General features: G+C 44.8%; 20 protein-coding genes. 13 read left to right on the forward strand and 7 right to left on the reverse strand.

Annotated features, from left to right (window positions below):
* The first annotated feature begins 130 nt into the window (after nt 1-130).
* From FQV28_RS04265 to FQV28_RS04295, 7 genes are all read left to right on the forward strand, one after another.
* A complete protein-coding gene (locus tag FQV28_RS04265) occupies nt 131-1372 on the forward strand; it encodes an acyl-CoA dehydrogenase (protein ID WP_146494340.1) in 1242 nt (413 codons plus the stop codon).
* Nucleotides 1373-1399: 27 nt separating this feature from the next.
* Nucleotides 1400-3016 (forward strand): long-chain-fatty-acid--CoA ligase, encoded by a 1617-nt coding sequence (locus FQV28_RS04270; RefSeq protein ID WP_146494341.1) that lies wholly within the window; start codon nt 1400-1402, stop codon nt 3014-3016.
* Between the two features lie 82 nt (nt 3017-3098).
* The gene (locus FQV28_RS04275; protein ID WP_146494342.1) at nt 3099-4166 is read left to right on the forward strand and encodes a phosphotransferase family protein; all 1068 of its coding nucleotides are present in this window, start codon (nt 3099-3101) and stop codon (nt 4164-4166) included.
* Nucleotides 4167-4328: 162 nt separating this feature from the next.
* Entirely contained in the window at nt 4329-5324 is a 996-nt protein-coding gene (locus tag FQV28_RS04280) for a phosphotriesterase family protein (RefSeq protein WP_146494343.1), read from the forward strand.
* Nucleotides 5325-5438: 114 nt separating this feature from the next.
* Nucleotides 5439-6632, forward strand: a complete 1194-nt coding sequence (locus tag FQV28_RS04285) for a cytochrome P450 family protein (RefSeq protein WP_146494344.1) — start codon at nt 5439-5441, stop codon at nt 6630-6632.
* 126 nt (nt 6633-6758) lie between these two features.
* Nucleotides 6759-8060: a DUF2254 domain-containing protein gene (locus tag FQV28_RS04290; RefSeq protein WP_146494345.1), complete on the forward strand. Its 1302-nt coding sequence runs from the start codon at nt 6759-6761 to the stop codon at nt 8058-8060.
* Between the two features lie 102 nt (nt 8061-8162).
* Nucleotides 8163-8567 carry a YndM family protein gene (locus FQV28_RS04295; RefSeq protein ID WP_146494346.1) on the forward strand — a complete coding sequence of 135 codons (405 nt, stop codon included), beginning with the start codon at nt 8163-8165 and terminating at the stop codon, nt 8565-8567.
* Nucleotides 8568-8648: 81 nt separating this feature from the next.
* Here FQV28_RS04295 and FQV28_RS04300 read toward each other — a convergent pair whose 3' ends face one another.
* The 3 genes from FQV28_RS04300 to FQV28_RS04310 all read right to left on the reverse strand — a co-directional run bounded on the left by FQV28_RS04300 (nt 8649) and on the right by FQV28_RS04310 (nt 11488).
* Nucleotides 8649-8972: a DUF5658 family protein gene (locus tag FQV28_RS04300; protein ID WP_146494347.1), complete on the reverse strand. Its 324-nt coding sequence runs from the start codon at nt 8970-8972 to the stop codon at nt 8649-8651.
* A 283-nt stretch (nt 8973-9255) separates the two neighbouring features.
* Nucleotides 9256-10146 carry a cation diffusion facilitator family transporter gene (locus tag FQV28_RS04305; protein WP_146494348.1) on the reverse strand — a complete coding sequence of 297 codons (891 nt, stop codon included), beginning with the start codon at nt 10144-10146 and terminating at the stop codon, nt 9256-9258.
* Between the two features lie 64 nt (nt 10147-10210).
* Entirely contained in the window at nt 10211-11488 is a 1278-nt protein-coding gene (locus FQV28_RS04310) for a hemolysin family protein (protein WP_255472803.1), read from the reverse strand.
* A 230-nt stretch (nt 11489-11718) separates the two neighbouring features.
* Here FQV28_RS04310 and chrA point away from each other — a divergent pair, with 230 nt between their 5' ends.
* Genes chrA through kynB form a run of 3 tightly spaced genes read left to right on the forward strand, consistent with a single transcriptional unit; the run spans nt 11719 to nt 14776 of the window.
* Nucleotides 11719-12888 carry a chromate efflux transporter gene (gene chrA / locus FQV28_RS04315; RefSeq protein WP_146494350.1) on the forward strand — a complete coding sequence of 390 codons (1170 nt, stop codon included), beginning with the start codon at nt 11719-11721 and terminating at the stop codon, nt 12886-12888.
* 13 nt (nt 12889-12901) lie between these two features.
* Nucleotides 12902-14155, forward strand: coding sequence for a kynureninase (kynU, locus tag FQV28_RS04320; RefSeq protein ID WP_146494351.1), 1254 nt, complete (start codon nt 12902-12904; stop codon nt 14153-14155).
* Nucleotides 14156-14776 (forward strand): arylformamidase, encoded by a 621-nt coding sequence (gene kynB, locus FQV28_RS04325; protein WP_146494352.1) that lies wholly within the window; start codon nt 14156-14158, stop codon nt 14774-14776.
* Between the two features lie 44 nt (nt 14777-14820).
* On the opposite strand, the gene FQV28_RS04330 is transcribed toward kynB, so the two are convergent.
* Both FQV28_RS04330 and FQV28_RS04335 read right to left on the reverse strand, forming a co-directional pair.
* Nucleotides 14821-15258 (reverse strand): phosphatase, encoded by a 438-nt coding sequence (locus FQV28_RS04330; protein WP_146494353.1) that lies wholly within the window; start codon nt 15256-15258, stop codon nt 14821-14823.
* A gap of 194 nt (nt 15259-15452) precedes the next feature.
* A complete protein-coding gene (locus FQV28_RS04335; RefSeq protein ID WP_146494354.1) occupies nt 15453-15971 on the reverse strand; it encodes a universal stress protein in 519 nt (172 codons plus the stop codon).
* 478 nt (nt 15972-16449) lie between these two features.
* Between FQV28_RS04335 and FQV28_RS04340 the strand changes: the two genes are divergently transcribed.
* Both FQV28_RS04340 and FQV28_RS04345 read left to right on the forward strand, forming a co-directional pair.
* Nucleotides 16450-18186: an ABC transporter ATP-binding protein gene (locus tag FQV28_RS04340; protein WP_146494355.1), complete on the forward strand. Its 1737-nt coding sequence runs from the start codon at nt 16450-16452 to the stop codon at nt 18184-18186.
* 2 nt (nt 18187-18188) lie between these two features.
* Nucleotides 18189-19943 carry an ABC transporter ATP-binding protein gene (locus FQV28_RS04345; RefSeq protein ID WP_146494356.1) on the forward strand — a complete coding sequence of 585 codons (1755 nt, stop codon included), beginning with the start codon at nt 18189-18191 and terminating at the stop codon, nt 19941-19943.
* Nucleotides 19944-20318: 375 nt separating this feature from the next.
* Here the strand turns inward: FQV28_RS04345 and FQV28_RS04350 are convergent, their stop codons facing one another.
* Nucleotides 20319-20546 (reverse strand): hypothetical protein, encoded by a 228-nt coding sequence (locus FQV28_RS04350; protein ID WP_186763778.1) that lies wholly within the window; start codon nt 20544-20546, stop codon nt 20319-20321.
* Nucleotides 20547-21074: 528 nt separating this feature from the next.
* Nucleotides 21075-21278 carry a YheE family protein gene (locus FQV28_RS04355; RefSeq protein ID WP_146494357.1) on the reverse strand — a complete coding sequence of 68 codons (204 nt, stop codon included), beginning with the start codon at nt 21276-21278 and terminating at the stop codon, nt 21075-21077.
* Nucleotides 21279-21352: 74 nt separating this feature from the next.
* Here FQV28_RS04355 and FQV28_RS04360 point away from each other — a divergent pair, with 74 nt between their 5' ends.
* A complete protein-coding gene (locus FQV28_RS04360; protein WP_370455110.1) occupies nt 21353-22510 on the forward strand; it encodes a DUF445 domain-containing protein in 1158 nt (385 codons plus the stop codon).
* Nucleotides 22511-22518 lie beyond the last annotated feature (8 nt).

Here is a 22518-nt window from a genome sequence, read left to right on the forward strand (position 1 = left end):
TAGTCTTTTACTAGTAAATCTACGATGCAATGCCTAAAAGATTCCTTGCATTTCGAAAATGAAAACGCTAACATTAAGTTAATATTCTGAACATACTAACTGGTTAGTATTAAGAAAGCAGGGATGGCTGTTGGATTTTTCGTATTCAGAGAAAACAAGAAAATTGCAGGAACAACTGGTTTTATTTATGGAAGAGCATGTATACCCAAACGAAAAAGTATTTGAAGAGCAATTGAACGGGCAGCAAAGCCGCTGGAGCAGAGTGCCGCCGGTTATGGAGGAGTTGAAACAAAAAGCGAAAGATGCCGGTTTATGGAATCTGTTTTTGCCGGAGAGCGAATACGGAGCCGGTTTAACCAATCAAGAATATGCGCCGCTTTGTGAAATCATGGGCAGATCACTGATCGGACCAGAAGTGTTCAATTGCAATGCGCCGGATACCGGAAACATGGAAGTGCTCGTCCGATACGGAACTGAAGAACAGAAAGCGCAGTGGCTAAAGCCTTTGCTGAATGGAGAAATCCGTTCGTGCTTTTCGATGACAGAGCCGGATGTGGCATCCAGCGACGCGACCAACGTTGCCGCATCAATCACCCGGGACGGAGATGAATATGTTGTTGATGGACGGAAATGGTGGTCGTCAGGAGCAGGAGATCCGCGTTGTAAAATAGCCATCGTCATGGGAAAGAACAATCCAGAGGCGCCAAAGTATGAACAGCAATCGATGATTTTAGTTCCCCTTGATACTCCAGGAGTAAGAGTTGAACGGATGCTGACCGTGTTCGGCTATGACCATGCGCCGCACGGACACGCTGAAATCACATTCGACAATGTCCGAGTGCCGGCAGCAAACATTATTTGGGGCGAAGGAAAAGGGTTTGCGATCGCTCAAGGCCGCTTAGGCCCAGGGCGAATCCACCATTGCATGCGCTTGATCGGAGCGGCAGAACGGGCACTTGAAGAAATGTGCCGCCGGGTTCAGGAGCGCAGCCCGTTCGGGAAACCGCTGGCAAATCAAGGCGTCGTCCGCGAATGGATCGCTGATTCGCGCCTTGAAATTGAGCAGGCGCGGCTTTTGACGCTGAAAGCCGCTTATATGATGGATACATCCGGCAATAAAGAAGCAAAAGCGGAAATTGCGATGATAAAAGTGGCGGCACCGAATATGGCATTGCGGGTTATCGACCGCGCGATACAAGCTTTTGGTGCTGCTGGAGTAAGTGATGATTTTACGCTTGCTGCCCAGTGGGCCAACTCTAGGACACTTCGTTTGGCCGATGGTCCTGACGAAGTTCACCGCAATCAAATTGCGAAACTTGAGCTGCAAAAATATCAGGAGAAGGAAGAGCCGTTCGCTCGCGCATTAAAATAGCAGATCATCTATAAAGGGGGAATTTGAATGAAATTGGAAAACGTGTGGTTCCAGCATTATCCAGAAGGTGTCCGCTCAGATTTTTCGTATCCTGAAAAAACGATGCCCGAGTTCCTGGCGGAAGTGGCAGGGAAAATACCTGATCGCATCGCTTTGAAGTTTTACCACAAAGAAATCACTTATAGGGAATTGCATGGGCTTTCGAGCGTTTTTGCGTCAGCTCTTCAGAAATCCGGTATCCAAAAAAGCGATCGTGTCGCCATTATGCTGCCAAACTGCCCGCAGTATGTCATTTCCTATTATGGCATCCTGAAAGCTGGTGGCATTGTCACCCAAGTAAACCCAATGCTGATCGAAAGAGAACTTCTGTATTTGCTGAATGATTCTGGTGCAGAAACGATTGTTGTTTACGAACCGTTATACGCCCGCATTAAAGCGATTGCTGACGAAACAAATTTGAAAACAATTATTGTCGTAAGTTTCGAACCAAACCAGCTGAAGCTCGAAACAGATTGTTCATTTGAAGCTTTTCTTGGAAAAGGCGATGGCAATATTGCGCCAATTCATATAAACATTCATGAAGATGTGGCTGTGCTGCAATACACGGGCGGCACTACCGGACAATCAAAAGGTGCCATGCTGACGCACCGCAATATAGCGGTAAATGCATTGCAGTCTCAAGAATTTTTCAAACAAGAAGTGGCATTTGGCGAAGAAAGCTGCTTGACAGTCATTCCGCTGTTCCACGTTTTTGGCATGATTTCCGCTATGAACTTATCAATTTTGAATGGATCGAAAAACATTTTATTGCCGCGTTTTGATTTGCAGGAAGTGCTGGAGACGATCAAAAACGAACAACCGACGACATTTCCAGGCGTGCCAACAATGTACATCGCCATCACCAACCATCCGGATGCGGAGAAGTACGGAATCGACAGCATCCATATATGCAATAGTGGAAGCGCGCCGATGCCGATAGAAACCATGCGGGAGTTTGAACGGAAAACAGGCGCTAAAATTTTGGAAGGGTATGGCTTATCTGAAGCCGCACCGGTCACTCATTGCAATCCGCCTTTTGCAAAGCGGAAACCAGGAAGCATCGGCATCGGTTTTCCTTCTACCGAATACAAAGTCGTCGATCTGGCGACAGGCGAAGAAGAAGCGCCGATTGGCGAGGCTGGGGAATTGATCATCCGCGGACCACAAGTGATGAAAGGCTATTGGAATATGCCGGAAGAGACTGCGCATACATTGCGTGGTGGCTGGCTCTTCACTGGAGACATCGCAAAAATGGACGAAGAAGGCTATGTCTATATTGTCGACCGCAAAAAAGATATGATTCTTTCAAGCGGTTTCAATGTTTACCCCCGGGATATCGAAGAAGTGCTGTACGAACATCCAGCTGTCCAAGAAGCGGTCGCAATCGGTGTTGCAGACCCTTATCGCGGAGAAAGCGTAAAAGCGATCATTGTCAAAAAAGCGGGGCAAGAAGCTACAGAAGAAGAAATCATTGAGTGGGCAAGCGGCAGAATGGCCGCTTACCGGGTGCCTCGGATAGTAGAATTCCGATCAGAATTGCCAAAAACTAACGTCGGTAAGATTTTGCGGCGCGCCCTCCGCGAAGAATCCGGATTCAAAGGATAGTACAAACAAAAAATACGGCATGAACAGGTTTAAAAATCTGTTCTCTTTTTTATATAAAGTTCTGAAGAGAGAGGAGCCAAGCATGGAACACTCAGTAAATAACACCATTCACGTAAGGTCTGGGGAAGAGCTGGATAATGAAAAGCTCAGCATTTTTTTGCGCAATCATATTGAAGGGATACCTGAGGGCAAATTACACATCCGGCAATTTGGCACAGGGCATTCGAATTTAACATACGCTCTAAAAATAGAAGAGTGGGAAGCTGTACTGCGCAGGCCGCCGCTTGGTCCGGTTGCCCCAAAAGCGCATGATATGGAACGGGAGTTCCGAATACTTTCTGCACTGTATCCCATTTTTCCAGCAGCTCCGAAACCGTTTGTTTTTTCGGATGATCTTCAAGTTGTCGATAGCCCATTTTTTGTTATGGAGCGCCGGCATGGAACCGTTCTTGATACTTCTTTTCCGGCAGCTGTTGAACCGGCAGAACATCTATGTAAAAAAATTTCCGAGCAAATGGTCGATCTGCTGGTTGAATTGCATGCAATTGATTATACAAAAACGCCGCTTGCCGCCATGGCGAAACCCGAAGGCTTCATGAAGCGCCAAGTGGAAGGGTGGGTTGGCCGATTTGACCGTTCAAAAACAGAAGAAATTGCCGGAGTTCGTGAATTGACGGAATGGATGGCGCAAAATGTACCGAACTCTCAGCGGCCGGCGATTATTCATTATGATTTCAAGTTGAACAACGCCTTATTTTCGGAAGATTTCTCTCGGATTACAGGTCTCTTTGATTGGGAAATGACGACTGTCGGTGATCCATTGGCGGATTTAGGTGCTGCTATGAGCTACTGGATTGAACCGGATGACCCGCCCCTATTGAAAAAGGGTCTTGGACAAGAACCAGTGACCGTGATGAGAGGTTTTTACACTAGGGAGGAATTTATGCAAAGGTACGCAGAAAAAAGCGGACGGGACATATCGGAAATGCATTTCTATCTGACATTTGCCTATTTTAAGTTGGCCGTCATCATTCAACAAATTTACTTTCGCTTTAAGAATGGCCAGACACAAGACCCTCGTTTCGCGCATTTCGATCAGTTTGTGAAAAGCCTTATTCAGCATGCATTGATGACTGCTCAAAAGAGATGAACTTGTGCCGGAATTCCACTTGCTATCAAAGAAAGAGGGGATCGGTGGCTTGCCGAAGACTGCTTATGTCTGGTCGCCGAATTCAGCGGCAGAACAATAATGTGTTTTCTCAAGCCGATTGCCCTTGAACAGAAACACCATAAACTAAAGGGGGCTGTCTAGATGGTAAAACAAATTGAAACTGTGACAGGTGCAATTTCTCCAGATCAGCTTGGAAAGACGCTAATCCATGAACATTTCATTTTTGGGTATCCTGGATTCCAGGGGGATATCACGCTTGGCCCGTTCAATCGGGAAAAAGCGGTAGCTGCAGGAGTGGCGACGGCGGAAAAAGTTATGGGACATGGCATCAAGACTGTAGTGGATCCGACACCGAACGAATGCGGACGTGATCCTGGAGTGCTGAAGGAAATTTCCGAACAAAGCGGCTTGCAAATTATCTGTGCTACCGGCTTCTATTATGAAGGAGAAGGGGCCACTCCGTATTTTAAATTCAGGGCCGCACTTGGAAGTGCAGAACGGGAAATCGAGGAAATGTTTTTAACGGAAATTACAGCCGGCATTGGAACGACCCGCATCAAACCGGGCATCATCAAACTGGCTTCCAGCAAGGATGAAATCACTGATTACGAAAAAATGTTTTTTAAGGCGGCTGCAAAGGCACAGCAAGAAACGGGCATCACGCTATTGACCCATACGCAGGAAGGCACGATGGGTCCGGAACAAGCTCAATTTTTGCTGGGCCTTGGAGCCGATCCCGCTGGAATCGTCATTGGCCATATGTGCGGCAATACGGATTCGTCTTACCATAAACGGACTTTGGAAACTGGCGTAAATATTGCGTTTGATCGTTTCGGCCTTCAAGGAATGGTGGGAGCGCCTATTGACCAGCAGCGCATCGAAACTTTGCTGGAGTTGTTGAACGAAGGCTTTGAAGATCAGATCATGCTGTCGCACGACTCCATCAGCATGTGGTTAGGACGTCCGCCTGTTATTCCGCCTGCTGTTGAAGCGGCTGTTGCCAACTGGCATCCTACCCATCTGTTCGAGAACATTTTGCCTGCACTTAAAAGCGCAGGAGTGACAGAAGCACAGTTGGATAAAATGTTCTTAGAAAATCCCAAAAAATTATTTGCTGCCGAGACTATAACCGCTTAAAAAGAAAGCCGGTAACCCGGCTTTTTATTTTGGGGTTTTTCCCAAATTTGGGTGAAAGGAACGAGTCAAAGTCATCGAGGTACGGGTATAGAAAAGAAAAAAGGAGGAGAAGCGATGAACGGTTCCAATTCAGAAAAACCTGCTTTGTTTTCACCAGGATTTTTGCAAAATCCCTATCCGACATATAGTGATCTACGGGAAACAGATCCAATTCACCAAGTGAGGTTTCCGGATGGCCAGCTTGGCTGGTTGGTTACTCGGTTTGAAGATGCGACAGAGGTATTGAAGGATCCGCGTTTTATCAAAGATATCTCCAAAATGTACGGAGGAAGTATGGACCAAATGAGCGTTTTTACGCAAAATATGTTGTTTTCCGATCCGCCTGATCACAAACGGCTTCGGGGGCTTGCACAAAAAGCTTTCACGCCGAAACTGATTGCAGGTATGCGGGACCATATCCAAGAAATTGCGGATGAATTGCTGGATCCTCTGTCTGATAGGAATTCAATCAATTTGATTGATGAATTTGCCTTTCCGCTTCCGATTATTGTCATCTGTGAAATTCTTGGTGTACCTGCAGAAGACCGGGATAAATTTCGTCTTTGGTCAAATTCTTTGATTGAGGGAACAAGCGGTGAAATCGGCGTCAGTATCTTCGAGCATATGAACCAGTTTATTCAATACTTAGGCGAGTGGTTTGCAAAAGTCAGGGAGAATCCAGGCGATGACTTGATCAGCCAGTTGATTATTGCAGAAGAAGAGGGAGACCGGCTGACGGAAAAAGAATTGTACGGTGTCGTATCTTTGCTGATTATCGCGGGCCATGAGACGACAGTCAATTTGATCGGCAACACAGTATTGGCTTTGCTGGAATTCCCGGAGCAGCAAACCTTATTGCGGGAACATCCTGAAATGATTCCACAAGCTCTTGAGGAATCGCTGCGCTATAATGGCCCCGTTGAATTCAGTACATCCCGTTGGGCATCTGAGGATTTGCAGTTAGCCGGAAAAAACATAGGCAGAGGGGACTTGGTTGTCGTGTCTTTGAATTCAGCCAACCATGATCCTGCAAAATTCAATGATCCAGAAACATTTGACATCACTCGAGAAAAAAGCCCGCACCTTGCCTTTGGAATGGGCATTCACTTTTGCCTTGGAGCGCCGCTAGCGCGTTTAGAAGGTGAGATTGCCATATCCAGTTTGTTGGAGCGCTTTCCCGAGATGCAATTGCAAATTGACAAGAGCAAATTGGAGTGGCGGCCAGGAATGATTGTCAGAGGCGTCAAAGAAATACCGCTATCGGTATAAAAAGCCATCTGCGGAATCTGCTAGATCTTAAAGGAAGGGACAGGAGATCCCTTCTTTTTTTGAGTTTGCTGGTTACCTATAACGGGAAAGGAGAGGGAAATCAAAAATGAAAGCAGGGGATAAAATGTGAAACCGATTTCCTACACATTAAAAGAAAAGGTTTGGATCACCCCGGCATTATACAGCATCGGGGCAATCCTTTTATCATTAGCGGCATTCTATTTTGATTTGTATTTCGTAGAACGCTTGCAAAGTTACATCCCCTCGATATTTCTGACAAGTGTAGAAGTTGGCCAGACCATACTGGGGATTTTGACAGCGGCCATGCTGACCATGACAACTTTCACTTTCTCAACGGTTCTGGTCGTTTTAACAACCTACACCTCTCAATTTTCGCCGCGTGCACCTGAGAATTTTATTAGAAGCCGGTCCACCAAGCATGTTCTCGGGATTTTTGTTGCTAGTTTTATTTTCAATATGCTTTCGCTCTTATATATTCGGGAAGATGTGTTTGACCACGAAATTTTAACAACAGCTATCGGTATTTTTATCGTTTTTTTCAGTATTGCAACCTTTGCTTACTATATTCATTTTGTTGCTACAAATGTGCAGATCAGCACATTGATCAATAAACTCATTGATGACGCAGAAGACGTAATCTCCCAATACATTGGACTTCAAGATGAAAATTATGTTTCTTTGACAAGTTGGGAACCCAAGAAACAGCGGGAAACCCTTAAAGCAAAAAGCAGGGGGTATATCCAATTTCTTGATCTTGTGGATTTGGTGAAAATCGCAGAAAAGCATGATATTCAAATTGAGGTGCTGGTTAAAATCGGCGACTATGTCTATAAGGGCAAACCGCTCATGCACATTTACAAGGAAGATAGCCAAAAGCTTTCGCTGGATGAATTTTTAACGGTTGGAGACGAACGGACTGCTGAGCAGGATCTTGGCTATGCGATACAGAAAATAGTCGAAGTTGCCATACGCGCAATCTCACCTGGCAGGCAGGATCCGAATACTACCAATGATATCTTGATACGTCTTGGGCATCTTTTAGGGGAAATGGGGCATTTAAAAACCGACGATCTGGTATTGGCGGATACCAGAAATCAGAATCGCATCCATTACCGCTTCGCTTCTTATCGCGAAATCTTGTACCGGACTTTCTACCAATTATCTTATCAGGGCCGGAATGATATTTCAGTCATTTCTTCTATGACAGAATCGCTTACGGTAGCTGCAGCCCTTGCACCGAAGATGAGGCATGAAACCATTTGGAAAACGCAGCTTTATATTCTAGAAGGCATTAATGACGAGGCTTTGAAAGACGCCGACTGGGAATTTCTACAGAGTAAAATCGATGAGTTGGCTGAGATGACAGAACAGCGGCCTGTCCGTCTTGAAGCGCTCTTTGAAGACTAAGATGATTTGTATAATTAAATGATATTTTATACTTAAAAAATGATTATAAAAAAATAAAGCTGGGTATAAATTAATGACACCAAAACAAAGGAGGAAAGTTAAATGAACCATATTAAAGCACTCATTATGAAGTTCGTCATGATCGCAGCAGTCCTTTTGATTGTATTGACCTTATTTTTCGACGTACCTTTCGCAGATACTTTATGGATCAGCTTAGTTCTTACTTTAGTAGCTTATGTCATGGGAGATTTGATGATTTTCCGAAAAGCTGGCGATGCAAGAAACCAAAACAAACGCAATATGATTGCTACAATTTCCGATATTGTTGTTGCCTTTTTAGTTATTTGGTTGATGGGTGATGCATTAGTGGGCGGCAATGTCGACATTGTCACACCAGCCATTATTTCTTCTATTGTTATCGGCGCAGGAGAATGGTTCTTCCATAAATATCTTGACCGTAATGTTTTCCCAGAAAAACATGACCATACTACAACTGCAGCCCGATAAAATAAGTTCAGTCAAATAAAACGCTTTTAAAAAGCATCACTTGAAGTGATGCTTTTTTTGTGCAATAAAGAAGCTTGTTTCTTAGGCCATTACCAGAAAGCTGATCCAGATTACATGGAGCAGCAAAATGACAGAGTAAAGCATATTGGTGGAAATGAGGAAAAAACGCCATTTCCCAGATTGAACGAAAACAAATGGGGTGAAAAGCAAACAGAAAAGAAAAAAGGACAATAATAGTTTGATGGAGAAAATGGCAAAAGGAGAAAATTCCTGTAATAAAGGATTTCCTTCGTTGATGAAGCCGAATGTCAGCCCCCAATATGTAAGTGTACCGTCTAGAACATTAAGAAGAATCAATGCCCAGATATGCTTTTTTAAAGGTGTATTGTTTTCAATCGCTATCATTTTCCATACCCCGCTTATCTTCTGGATTTTACAGATTAGCGCTATTTATACGAGAAAATAATTTTTCGTTGTCGCTATTATTTACCCGGAACGCATCAGGTTAATATTAATTGAATTTTCTGATAAATAACTCACTCTTAACTATATAAACATGTGCCATTTAAATCAAGCATGAACTGCAATCTTAATTTAGAGCATAAAAAAGCCTGTCTTGAGAGATTCAAGACAGGCTGAAGGACAACTAGGCGGAAGAAACGCCAATTGAAAAATTTAGATTCGAAGGTTATTCTTCATCATCAAGCGGCATCGTAAAGTCCGGTTCTATATGGACAAGAATAACGCAGTTCGGCTTTACTTTGTGGATTTTCCGTTCAATTTCTTCGGTGATCCAATGGCTTTCCATCACGTTCAAAGAAGGATCAACGGCAATGGTCAAATCGACAAACATGACATTTCCATGGTTGCGCCCTTTGAACTCCCGCAAGATTCGGACGCCTGGCACTTTTCGGACAATCACTGACATCGTTTCCCCTTCTTCTTCGTTGAACGCGTCTGTCAGCGTTAAGACTGCTTCTTTAAAAATATCCCACGCTGTTTTCAGAATAATGAACCCCACAATAAGCGCTGTAATAGTATCGAGAATGGGGGCCCCATAAATCGCTCCTATGATGCCGATTCCTGCGCCGATGCTGACAAGGGCGTCTGATCGGTTATCGTAAGCTGCAGCTTTAACAGAAGCACTTTTTATTTGTTGGCTCAACTTCAAGTTATAGCGGTATACTCCGTACATGACGATTGCCGAAAAGAAGGCAACTCCGGCAGTGAGCGGAGAAGGGGCTGCATCGGGCGGTCCAAAAAAACCGCGTGCAGCGCTGAGCAATACTTGGATGCCGATGACGGCCATAATGAAGGATGCTAAGAGGGATGCGATGGTTTCAGCACGCAAATGGCCGTAATGATGGTTTTCATCTGGGGGCTTTTGCGAAATGCGGAGGCCGACTAGAACTGCAACTGAGGCAATTATATCGGATAAATTATTCAATCCATCGGCTATTAATGCTTCAGAAGATCCAGTAAACCCGAAGGCAAGCTTGATCGCGCTAAGGAATATATAAGCGCCTATACTCAGCCATGCCCCTTTTTCTCCTTTGCGGAGGTTTGTGTATACTTCCATTTTTGTTTCCCGCCTCCAAGTCTTGTAAACAAAGGGAAACGACCCTCAAATGAGAGCCGTTTCGTTAAGTCATCTTATGTTCACTATTTAGCGTTTTATGTACTTCCAAATATCGAATGTGATGGCCATCACTTTCTTTAACAAGAAATTCGTAGCCTTGGTCAGTGATTTTTTGCCCTTTAATGATATCAAAACTTCTGGACATAAACCATCCTCCAATAGTATCTATGTCTTCCTCTCTAATGTCAATCCCCAACAATTGGTTAACACGATCAATGCGGATCTTTGCATCAAAAATATAGTGGTGCTCACCGATTTTTTGGACTTCCGGAGTTTCATCGGTGTCAAATTCATCGCGAATATCCCCGACTATTTCTTCAATGATATCTTCAATCGTAACAAGCCCACAAGTGCCGCCATATTCATCCCTTAAAATAGCCATATGAATATGTTCCCGCTGCATTTTCACTAAAAGATCGCCAATTGGCATAGAGCCGATTACTTGTATAATAGGTTGACTATACAGCGCGGCCGTCAATTCACCGATTGAAGTATCTCTCGCATAAGCTGTCAGCAAGCGTTTCATGTTTACAAGCCCGATTATATGGTCTTTATCTCCGCTAATGACCGGATAACGGGTAAACCGATTCACACCGGCAAGGCGAAAAACTTCTTTTACAGCCATGTCTTTTTCCACCGTGGCCATTTCTGTCCGCGGCACCATGATTTCTTTAGCCAGCAGGCGATTGAATTCGAGAATCTTGCTTGCATATGCATATTTAAATGGAGTGATGTTGCCGGTCGCGCTGCTGATTGCCAGCTTTTCTTTCAAATCTTCTTCGGCGTAGCTGTCAATGGCAAATACGAATCGCCTTATTCCAAACAAACCAAAGACAAGGTTTGCAAGCATTTTGATAAACTGCAGAACAGCAAGCAAAAACCGATATGCCCAAAAGAGCGGTTTTTCGTTCAATAAAACAATTGGTTCAGGTGCAACGGCTTTTGTGGTCAGTCTTCCTACAGAGATCATGGCAAGAGTGGCCGACAGAAAAGATACATTGAACAGCAGTGGTATGGCAGTATTATTTGATAGGTTCATAGCCAACACAAATGACTGGACCAATTTTTCAATCGTTCCATGAGCTATCCAGCTAAGTCCCAGCACAGACAAAGCAATTCCGATTTGGCATGCGAACACATAACCGTCGGCATTAACGTTAAAAGGCATAGGGATTTTCCGTTTGCCGGCTGCATGCTGATTCACATGAATAGGACGAGATTTGGAAATAGCAAATTCACTGGCGGAAAAAAAGGCAGCGCAGGTGATTGAAACGGCGAACACTATCAAATAAATGGCAAGGTCCAATAAATTCCTTTGCTTCAGATCCGTAAACGAAAGTGAAACAAAGTTTTCACCTCCTGCTGGCTAGGTAATGTGGATTAGCTTCATCATAAGATAAAAAAACAGAAAATACAAATTATTTCGTCTAGTAAATTTATATAACTGTAATAGTTATTTGCATTGGTTTTCCGTTATGCTAAAGAGATAAAAACAAAGAAAAGGAGAGGCTTATGGCAAACAAGAAATACATCGAAATTTTAAAAGCATCAACAAAACTTGGTTTGACTTCTTTTGGAGGTCCAACCGCTCATCTTGGCTATTTCAGGGAAGAATATGTCGCAAAGCGGAAATGGCTGGATGATAAAGCGTATGCTGATTTAGTGGCGCTATGCCAATTCCTGCCCGGCCCAGCCAGTTCACAAGTCGGGATTTCCATCGGGATACTGAGAGGAGGCTTGTTCGGCGGGTTTCTTTCATGGTTCGGATTTACAATGCCGTCCGTCATACTTTTAATGCTCTTCGCGTTGCTGATTACCAATGGGTCGTTCGATAGCGGCTGGCTTCAAGGCTTGAAAATTGTAGCTGTAGCCGTAGTGGCCCATGCATTATTGGGAATGGGAAAATCACTGGCACCGGACAAACCGCGAGTGGCAATAGCAGTAGGCGCCGCATCCGCCATTTTATTGGTTCCTACAGCATGGGCTCAGATCGCCATTATTATTCTAGCCGGCATTATCGGTTATGTTCTGTACCGGAAGGAAAAAGCACCAGATACAATAAGGCTAGCTTTGGCTGTCAGCAAAAAAACCGGTATGGCTGCTTGGGCTCTGTTTTTTGGGCTTTTAGTCGGTTTGCCGCTTTTGCGGCCGGTTATCGATTCGGTATATTACGCAATTTTTGATATTTTTTACCGGGTCGGTTCAATCGTTTTTGGCGGAGGACATGTTGTCTTGCCAATGCTTGAGCGAGAGGTAGTACCGGTTTGGATGTCTCCGGATTTGTTTATTTCTGGTTATGGGGCTGCTCAAGCGGTGCCAGGTCCGCTGTTCACATTGTCAGGTTATCTGGGCCAGATAATGGGCGGGGGCTTGGGTGTGCTTATAGCGGTTGTCGCAATGTTTTTGCCATCATTTCTTCTGGTAATAGGAATTCTGCCTTTTTGGAATACCGTCCGCAGCAAGCCGGGTGTCCAAGCGGCATTAAAAGGCGTTAACGCAGGAGTTGTCGGCATTTTGCTTGCGGCACTGTACGACCCGGTTTTCGTCTCGGCTATACAAGTTCCGGCCGACTTTGTAATCGCGATTTTATCTTTTGCATTGTTAGTCTATTTCAAATGGGCTCCGTGGAAAGTTGTCCTAGTAGCAGCTGTCTTAGGAGCGGCAGCTTACGCATTTCAATAATGGGGGTTGGAAAATGGCAACAGCGATCGAATTGGACGGGAAGGATGTTTTGTCTCGCTTCAAACAGGAATTTTATCAGCCGGATGGCCGCATTTACATGGACGGCAACTCACTTGGGCTAATGTCCAGGCGAGCCGAAGCCAAATTGGTGGAATTGATGCACAGCTGGAAAGTGTTCGGCATTGATGGATGGACGGAAGGAACGCATCCTTGGTTTACTTTAGCAGAAGAAATGAGTCTGCAGATAGCTCCTATGGTTGGAGCCAAGCCACATGAAGTGATGGTGACGGGATCGATAACTTCCAATATCCATCAAATGCTGTCGACGGTTTTTCTGCCGACCTCTGAACGCTTTGCTATTGTGGTTGATGAACTGAATTTCCCGTCCGATATTTACGCTGTGGAAAGCCATTTGCGGCTCCGAGGCCTTGATCCAAAAACAGCTATGCGAAAAATACCGAGCAAAGACGGATATACGCTGGAATATGAAGATATTGTCTCTCATTTGCAGGAAGATGTAGCGCTTCTTTTTCTGCCTTCGGTATTGTATCGAAGCGGCCAACTATTGCCGATCCGCAACATTACGGCAGCTGCGCACGATAAAGGCATTTTAACCGCGTTTGATTTGGCGCATTCCATCGGTGCTTTGCCGCATGAACTGCACAAAGACGGTGTGGATTTTGCCGTTTGGTGCCATTACAAATACATGAACTCGGGACCGGGAGGAACGGGAGGGCTCTTTATCCACGAGCGCCATCATCACCTTGAACCTGGCCATGCGGGCTGGTTCGGCTCTGATAAAGCAAAGCAATTCGACATGGATCACCGCTTCTCAAAAGCGGAAGGAGCAGGAGCCTATCAAATCGGAACGCCGAATATCTTCAGCATGGCACCGCTTCTCGGAAGCTTAGAGATGTTCGAAGAAGCCGGCATGGCGGCCATTCGGGAAAAATCGCTGAAGCTGACAGCTATGCTGCGGAACTTGATCAAAGAGCAACTGCCTGAATTTGTGGATGTAACACCAAACGAAGATAACAGCAGGGGTGGCCATATTGCTCTGGCGCATCCCGAAGCAGCGCGCATTTGCAAAGCGCTGAAACAAGCGGGCGTCGTTCCGGATTTTCGGTCGCCGAATATTATCCGTCTGGCACCAGTCGCTTTCTACACCTCATTCTGTGATGTAGAGGAAACGGTTAGCCGGTTGAAAAACATTATGCAAGAAGAGTTGTATAAGAATTTCACAAATGAACGAAACGTGGTGGCATAAATGGACAAGAAAATCATCGATATCTCAATGGAATTGAGCAACAAAACCCCGCAATGGCCAGGAGACCGGCCGTTCTCATATAGTTTAACGGCCACAAAAGAAGACAGTGGTTCAGTCAATGTCGGCGAAGTCAAAACCAGTACACATATGGGTACGCACATCGATGCACCGTTTCATTACGATAATGATGGATTGACGATAGAAGAAATGCCGTTGGATATCTATCTATCCACAGCTCAAGTGATGGATGTAACGGGGATGGAAAAAATCACGAATGATCACTTGAAAAAGCCGGAGGCAGGCGTAAAGACGGTTTTGCTTAAAACTGGCGTCTGGCAGGACCGGTCAAAATTTCCCGAGCGCTGGCCAGTATTTGACGTGTCGATTGCTTCTTGGTTGAAAAATAATGGAATCCGCTTGCTTGGTGTAGATGTCCCATCCGTCGATCAGGAAACAAGCAAGGACATGGTGATGCATCAAGCGATGAACCGTGAAGAACGCTATATTTTGGAATCCATTGTGCTGGATGGTGTGGAAGAAGGGATATATGAGCTCGCAGCGCTGCCGCTGAAAATCAAGGGAGCCGAAGGAAGCCCGGTACGTGCCATTCTTTATAGATAAAAGAAGACGCAAAAAACCCTGTACCTGATGGAAGGTACAGGGTTTTAAATATAATCGGAACGGAAATACGGTTCAAGTTTTTTAATATTGATAGCGATTTCATCGCAAATTTCCTGGTAAAGGGCCCACTGTTCGACAAAGTCGGTTGACCGTAATTCCGGATTCCGAATGTCCCAACGCAATAATTTCTGAGACGGCAAGTCGGATGGGATGGCTCCTTGTTCAAAATCGCCGTCATGCAAAGCGATAATCAAGTCCGCTTCACTTACTTCTTCCAAGTTGTAGGATCTTGGCTGTACTTCGGGTATATCAAGCATGATTTCCTTCATGATTTCGATTGGAGTATCGCTGTAAAAAGAATCTTGGTCCCACGCGGCACTTCTTATCTCCCAATCAGGAAGTTTCAGGCGATTTGCCCAAATTTCAGCCATGAGCCCACGCTGCTGTTGGGGAGATAGAAAATAAACGGTATGTTTAGACATGGCTGATCCCCTTCTTCCTCGCTTTGAAGTTTTACTTGTTAGTAATCTTTACCCATTCCAGGGGCTCTTAAACTAATAAAATAATGATGAAATTGAATCATAAGGCTATATAAATGCAAAGGTTAGATAAATGCAAAAAAATAAAGGGTCTGACCGAAAAGCCACTGATTGTCTGGCTTGTCGGTCAGACCTTTCTATTTTACAACCAATACTGAGCAAGGTGATTCTTTTAGCAGTTTTTTGCTCATCGATCCTACAAAAAAACGCTGTAAACCGGATTTTCCGCTGTTTCCAATGAGGAGTAAATCGATTTTCTGTTCTTCGATAAAAGCGGGAATTGTTTTTGCCGCATTGCCTTCTAAAGCAAGTACAGTCCCTGACACATCTTGTGCATCCAATTGCTGCTGAATCGCATTATGCATGTGCTTGGAATATTCGGCAGAGGTGTCCACAAAATCGTGAGGAGTTTTATATCGCTTTTCCCCAATTTCAGGCGGCATAAATTGTGCATAATTGCTGTCAACTCTTGCCGATACAACTGGAGCAGAAGCATTTCCAGCCTCCATAAAGCCAGTGGACTCCTGATCTTCTTCATTGACATAAATAATGGACAACTGAATATGTGGAAGGGCTTTTTTGAATTCAAGCGCTTTTTCAAACGCCAGCCGGCTTCCGTCCGAACCATCATAGGCGACCAGGATATTAGTATACATTCCATTCACCTCGAATCCAATTTGCTATTAGTAAAATACCCGCCAAAAGAGCATCGAAACATCGATGGATTTTTTGAAAATAAATATTTGTCCGAAATAAGTTGACAATTCAAAATTGTGGGTGGTACTCTTAACCTATCAAATTCAAAGGAAAAGGAGGTCGTGACAATGAAAAAAGTAACAGTACATGCAAAAAAAGAATTCCATACATTGGTCAGGCCATCCTATTTTTGCCGTTGAATTTATTTCGTAAGTAGAAGTAAACGGGAGAGGTCTGAGCACCGATCCTTTTTCATGAGCGCATGCCCAGAAAACGGGTATGCGTTTTTTTGTGGTTTGATCAGCTTATTGGCTGTTTAAATAAACTAATTATCCAAGGAGATGCTGAAGATGAACAGAAGCAAACAACAGAAGATTATGATCAAGGAATCGCTAGAGGGAGATTAGCAAATCGGAAAAAAGAAAGAAGGTTTAACAGATGTTTGATGTTTTATGGAAATTAAAATGGTTTTTTAGGGAAAATTGGCTGCGTTATACGGTGGCCATCGGATTATTATTTATCGCAAATATTATTGAAATTATTCCGCCTTGGTTGATTGGGGTTGCAATCGATTCAATCGCCGAAGGGCAATTAACCAGCACGTTGCTCTGGCAATACATCGCCGTTCTGGCCGGCTCGCTCGTACTTGCTTATGCCATCAATTTCATTTGGCAGTACCAGCTGTTTGGCGGAGCCTACGTTATTGAACGGCAACTGCGTTCAAGCTTAATGGGCCATTTCTTAAAAATGACGCCGACCTTTTATGAAAAAAACCGTACGGGCGACCTAATGGCACGAGCTACCAATGATTTAAGGGCAATATCCGAAACGGCAGGGTTTGGGATATTGACATTAGTTGATTCGACTTTGTATATGGCGACAATTATTATCGCAATGGGCGTACTCGTTTCATGGGAACTGACGTTTTGGGCTTTGCTGCCATTGCCGATTCTTGCAATTGTCGTCCAAATTTTGGGCAAAAAAATCCATGAACGGTACACAGCAGCACAAGATGCATTCGGTGAAATGAACGACAGCGTACTGGAATCGGTCGGAGGTGTTCGCGTTATCCGGGCTTATGTTCAAGAACGCGCGTCGGAACAGCAATTTGCTGAAATGACGGAAGATGTTTATGAAAAAAACATGGCGGTCGAACGAATCGATGCTTTGTTTACGCCGGTCACAAAAGTGCTGACATCTGTTAGCTATATGATTGGTCTTGGGTATGGGGCATTTCTTGTAGCGGATGGCACAATGACACTCGGTGACCTTGTCGCATTCAACGTTTACTTAGGGATGATTGTCTGGCCAATGTTCGCAATCGGCGAATTGATCAATACACTGCAGCGTGGAAACGCATCACTTGACCGTGTCGACGAAACGCTTGGCTACACAGAAGATGTGGTTGACCCGGCGCATCCGAAATTTGCGGACCGTCCTGAAAAAATCGGCTTCCAGGAAGTCAGTTTTACGTATCCGCAATCGAGTTCGATTAATCTGCAGGGCATCAATCTATCATTGAACAGCGGACAAACACTCGGCATCGTCGGGAAAACCGGCAGTGGGAAAACGACATTTGTGAAGCAATTGCTGCGGGAATATCCGCTTGGCGAAGGTTCGATCCGAATGAATGAAATCGACTTGAATGATTTAACAAAAGAACAGCTGCGCAGCTGGATCGGCTATGTTCCGCAGGACCATGTCTTATTCTCGCGGACAATCCGCGCGAATATCCTTTTCGGGAAATCTGATGCAACAGAAGCCGAGATACGCAATGCACTGCGCTTGTCTTATTTTGAGAAAGATTTGGAGATGCTGCCGAACGGGCTGGAAACACTCGTTGGTGAAAAAGGAGTCGCATTGTCCGGCGGGCAGAAGCAACGCATTTCCATTGCACGGGCGCTCATTAAAAATCCGGAAATACTTATACTTGATGATTCCTTGTCTGCGGTAGATGCCAAGACTGAAGCGAAAATCATTGAGAATATTCAGCGGGAACGTTCCGGAAAAACAACAATTATTACGACACATCGGCTTTCAGCTGTCCAGCATGCCGATTGGATTGTTGTATTGGATGACGGCAAAGTCATCGAAGAAGGAACCCATAAAGATTTGTTGAAGGCACATGGTTGGTATAACGAACAATTCCTCCGACAGCAAATCGAGGAGGTGTAAAAATGGGGACAGGAAAACGGCTATTACAATATTCAATGCAATTTAAAGGGATTTTAATAACAGGGATGATTCTCTTGGCGATTGCTGTGGCTGCCGATCTGGCGGCACCGCTTATCGCGAAAGAAATCATCGACAATCACATTTCCGGATCGGTGGGAACGGTTGATTTTGAACCGATTGCCCGGTTGTTGGCTGTTTTTTTCGCCACCGCGATCATCACAGCGGTTTTCCGCTATTTGCAGTATTTATACTTGCAAAAAGGAGCGAATCGCATCATCAGAAAAATGCGCAATGACGTGTATGAACACACGCAAACTTTGCCGATCCGCTATTTTGACAATTTGCCGGCAGGCAGGGTTGTGGCGCGCATAACAAACGATACAGAAGCAATCCGGGATTTGTTTGTGACGGTGCTGTCCCAGTTTGCTACAAGCTTCATGTACATGGGCGGCATTTACATTGCCCTCTTTTATCTGAACTGGCAGATGGCGATCATCACACTCGGTTTGATTCCGCTGCTGTATGTTTGGATGCTGTTTTATCGGAAGTATGCTGCAAATTACAATCATGTAGTGCGTGAAAAATTGAGCGACATGAACGCGATGATCAACGAATCTATCCAGGGCATGACAATCATTCAAGCGTTCCGCCGGGAAAAGCAGATGAAAGAAGAATTTGAGGAAATGAACGACAAGCATTTCGAGTTTCAGCAAAAGCTATTGCTGCTTGAAGCTGCAGCTTCCTACAACTTGGTAGGGGTATTGCGTTCGATGATTTTCATTTTGTTCATTTGGTATTTCGGCGGGGCAGCGTTGTCCGGCAGCGAAATCGTTTCAGTCGGGGTAATGTACGCATTTGTCGATTACATCATCCGCTTGTTCAATCCGATCAGCGGAATCGTCAACCAATTTGCTAAGCTTGAAAAAGCGCTTGTTGCAGCAGAGCGGGTATTCGGTTTGCTTGATGAAACGGGAGAAGCGGTCAGCGACGAGAAAATCCCACGCTACCGCGGCAACGTACGATTTGAGAATGTCTGGTTTGCGTACAAGGAAGAAGAGTATGTACTGAAAGACATTTCATTTGAAGCGAAACAAGGGGAGACAGTGGCGTTAGTCGGCCATACAGGATCTGGAAAAAGTTCGATTATGAATTTGCTTTTCCGTTTTTATGATGTGACGGAAGGTGCGATTACGATTGACGGCGTCAATGTTGCTGATATGAGCCGCCAGTCGATGCGCGAACATATGGGCATCGTCCTGCAAGATCCGTATTTATTCAGTGGAACAATAGAATCAAATATTACACTGGGGGATAAACGCATAACACGCCAAATGGTGGAAGATGCCCTTGTTGCAGTCGGCGGGGAGCGCGTCTTGAAGCATTTGCCGAAGGGCATCGACGAGCCGGTCGTGGAAAAAGGCAGTACGCTTTCTTCCGGCCAACGCCAATTGGTGTCATTTGCCCGCGCGCTTGCGTTTGATCCGGCCATTTTGATCTTGGATGAAGCGACTTCCAACATTGACACAGAAACGGAAGAAATCATCCAGCATGCCATGGAAGTATTGAAAAAAGGGCGCACGACATTCATCATTGCACACCGGCTTTCCACCATTAAAAATGCGGACCGCATTTTGGTGCTCGACCGCGGCAGAATTGCCGAATCCGGTTCTCATGAAGAATTGATGAAACTCGGCGGCACCTATTACCAAATGTATCAAATTCAATCTGGAGTGTCCCAAACCCAAACTGTTGGGTAAGGGGCATTCCCTTTTTTGTTGCTGTAGAAGACAAAAAACAAAACTTAGCAGTAGAAAAAAGTAGACTTCTAAAGAAGAAAGACTGAAGAAATCGCTTCAGGCGGACGCTTTCTTATCATTAGTCAAGCCTTTTTCTTTTGCAGAAGAGTGGAATGAGTGAAGCGTAGGCAGCGGGCCTTCCGTTCCGGCGCTCGCTTTCCGCGGGCACGGCCTTAGCCGCTTCACTCGCTGTGCTCGCTCCAGGGTCTTCGGCTCGTGCTGGTCCCGCAGGAGTCGAGCGCCTGCACGCCAAGCCACCGGTGATCTGAAAAGAGGCAGGCCAAATAAGCCTGCGCTTTCCGGTTTTTTCGCAGGGGCGCATGTGCTATACTCCTGTTACGAAGCCTTGCCGGCTTCGTACTGGTAGAGGAGGCCGTGTTGAATAAGGTGAAATGCGACTTTCAGGAACTTATTCACACAGGCAATCACCGCAACCTGATGGGGCTTCCCGTTGGGTTGCTTTTTTAATTGGTCGTAATAATCCACGATGGTGTTCTGCGTCTTCGCCCGCAAGGAAAGCATGTTCAGCACCATGGTGTAGAGGATTTTCCGCAAGAAAGGCATTAATTCAACCGATGGTGACTAATGCCTTTGCGATGAAGCTAGCGAAGCGATGCAGGAGCAGTCGATTTTCCGCCGCCTTACGCTCTTTCTTCTAGGATTGATGTAAATATTTAGGAATGACAAACTTATTTGAATTTGTTGTTTATATTTTTGCTACTAGATTACTAAAGGTGAAGCGATGTATTCCCTATTCTCACGTTTCGAAGCTTTTAAAGTTGAATTGAAGAAATTAGCTTTTACAAACTGCTTCAACCGCTTTGGGAATGCCTTCCGCAGACCCATAGGCGCTTAGAAAGTTACTAAAAGATAAATGACATTCTATTTTCCATTGTTTTATTAAGGGATATGGAGTAAAACAGCGGAGACCCCCGCCCGCAGGAAAGCGCAGCTGTTTTGCGGAATATCGACACACGGATAATGTTATTTAACCTATAAAGTTAAAATAATAAAATAGAAAAATTTCTCTATATAAATGTTTAACTCCCCTGATAAAAAGGCAAACAAAAAAGCGCGGAACTTTTCCGCGCGTTAATCGTATACATGAAAGAGCATGAGCTCGTGGATCATCTTTTTGACGGCTTCTTCATGGGTCGGCTGCTTTGACAGCCAAACGATGGTGCCATCTGGGTGATACTCGCCAGTGATGCGCTCGTTTTTATAAAAAAACGAAATGTTCCACCCTGGAAGTTGGCGATTCTCAAACATTGGTGTAAATTTAAAATGTTGCAGCATCTAATTCCTCCTTTGCCGTTCATCTTCATTATAGGTGGAGCAGCAATGATTGACAAAGAAGAAAAAAGAAATGAGTGAAGCAGTTGAATATATTTGTAACCATCCTGATTATGATGATCATTGGCGCTTTGATTGGGGGGTTCACGAACTATATCGCTATTAAGATGTTGTTCCGCCCCTATAAAGCGCTGTACATTGGCAAGTGGCGCTTGCCATTTACACCGGGGCTAATTCCAAAGCGGCGCGATGAATTGTCGACTCAACTTGGCCGGACCATTGTCCAGCATTTATTGACGCCGGAAACATTCAAAAAGCGTTTCTTCAATGAAGAAATGACGCAAAAGACAGAAAGATGGATTCAAAATCAGTTGGAAGTCCAAGTGTTCCAATCACCGAGAACGATTAATGGCTGGCTTGAAGGAGTCGGCCAGCACGGAATTGATGTCCGTGTTGAAAGGAAACTTGATGAATTGGTTGACCGCCAAGCTTTGGCGCTCGCTGATTACATTGAAGGGAAAACAATCGGTGAATTGATGCCTGAAAAATGGAAAGAAGAAACCGAATTGAAATTGATCCAAGGGGCAAAGTATGCCATTGACCGTGGTTCGGATTATTTTTCTTCTCTTGAAGGGCGGGCTACGATCAAAAACTTTCTGGACGAATTTCTGGCTTCCCGCGGGCGTATTGGCAATATGCTGCATTCCCTGATAGGGGAGTCGCGGACAATTGTCGACCGCATCCAGCCTGAAATCATTAAATTCCTGAACTCCCCGCGAACATTTGAATTTGCGGTGACGCTTGCATACGGGGAATGGGAAAAGTTTCAAGAGCGGAAAGCCGATGAGCTGCTGGTGGAATTTGATTTTAAACCGGCCCTCAATACAGTCAAACAATATGTCAAAGAAACAGCCAATATTGAAGGGCGTTTAAACACGACACTTGCTGAGACTTGGCCAACAGGGGTAGAATGGACAAGAACGAATTTTACTCCGCTTGTGACGGAGTTCATCTTCCAACAGGGAGAAGAAAAATTAGAAGACACCTTGCGGAAAATCGATATTGAAGGCATGGTGAAAACGCAAGTCGATTCTCTCCCATTAGAACGCTTAGAAGAACTCGTTCTGGGGATTTCACAAAGAGAATTGAAAATGATCACGGCATTAGGATTTGTTCTTGGGGGTGTAATCGGAATTTTCCAAGGGCTTCTTAGTCTCATGATGAATACAATGTAAAGGAGAAT

The sequence above is a fragment of the Planomicrobium sp. CPCC 101079 genome (genome assembly GCF_007859275.1).
Lineage (GTDB): Bacteria > Bacillota > Bacilli > Bacillales_A > Planococcaceae > Planococcus.

Excerpts from the sequence above, each read along its gene's own strand:
- FQV28_RS04270 (WP_146494341.1), top strand. The coding sequence starts at position 1,400 with ATGAAATTGGAAAACGTGTGGTTCCAGCATTATCCAGAAGGTGTCCGC.
- FQV28_RS04275 (WP_146494342.1), top strand. The coding sequence starts at position 3,099 with ATGGAACACTCAGTAAATAACACCATTCACGTAAGGTCTGGGGAAGAG.
- FQV28_RS04280 (WP_146494343.1), top strand. The coding sequence starts at position 4,329 with ATGGTAAAACAAATTGAAACTGTGACAGGTGCAATTTCTCCAGATCAG.
- FQV28_RS04285 (WP_146494344.1), top strand. The coding sequence starts at position 5,439 with ATGAACGGTTCCAATTCAGAAAAACCTGCTTTGTTTTCACCAGGATTT.
- FQV28_RS04295 (WP_146494346.1), top strand. The coding sequence starts at position 8,163 with ATGAACCATATTAAAGCACTCATTATGAAGTTCGTCATGATCGCAGCA.
- FQV28_RS04300 (WP_146494347.1), bottom strand. The coding sequence starts at position 8,972 with ATGATAGCGATTGAAAACAATACACCTTTAAAAAAGCATATCTGGGCA.
- FQV28_RS04305 (WP_146494348.1), bottom strand. The coding sequence starts at position 10,146 with ATGGAAGTATACACAAACCTCCGCAAAGGAGAAAAAGGGGCATGGCTG.
- chrA (WP_146494350.1), top strand. The coding sequence starts at position 11,719 with ATGGCAAACAAGAAATACATCGAAATTTTAAAAGCATCAACAAAACTT.
- kynU (WP_146494351.1), top strand. The coding sequence starts at position 12,902 with ATGGCAACAGCGATCGAATTGGACGGGAAGGATGTTTTGTCTCGCTTC.
- kynB (WP_146494352.1), top strand. The coding sequence starts at position 14,156 with ATGGACAAGAAAATCATCGATATCTCAATGGAATTGAGCAACAAAACC.
- FQV28_RS04330 (WP_146494353.1), bottom strand. The coding sequence starts at position 15,258 with ATGTCTAAACATACCGTTTATTTTCTATCTCCCCAACAGCAGCGTGGG.
- FQV28_RS04335 (WP_146494354.1), bottom strand. The coding sequence starts at position 15,971 with ATGTATACTAATATCCTGGTCGCCTATGATGGTTCGGACGGAAGCCGG.
- FQV28_RS04340 (WP_146494355.1), top strand. The coding sequence starts at position 16,450 with ATGTTTGATGTTTTATGGAAATTAAAATGGTTTTTTAGGGAAAATTGG.
- FQV28_RS04345 (WP_146494356.1), top strand. The coding sequence starts at position 18,189 with ATGGGGACAGGAAAACGGCTATTACAATATTCAATGCAATTTAAAGGG.
- FQV28_RS04350 (WP_186763778.1), bottom strand. The coding sequence starts at position 20,546 with ATGCCTTTCTTGCGGAAAATCCTCTACACCATGGTGCTGAACATGCTT.
- FQV28_RS04355 (WP_146494357.1), bottom strand. The coding sequence starts at position 21,278 with ATGCTGCAACATTTTAAATTTACACCAATGTTTGAGAATCGCCAACTT.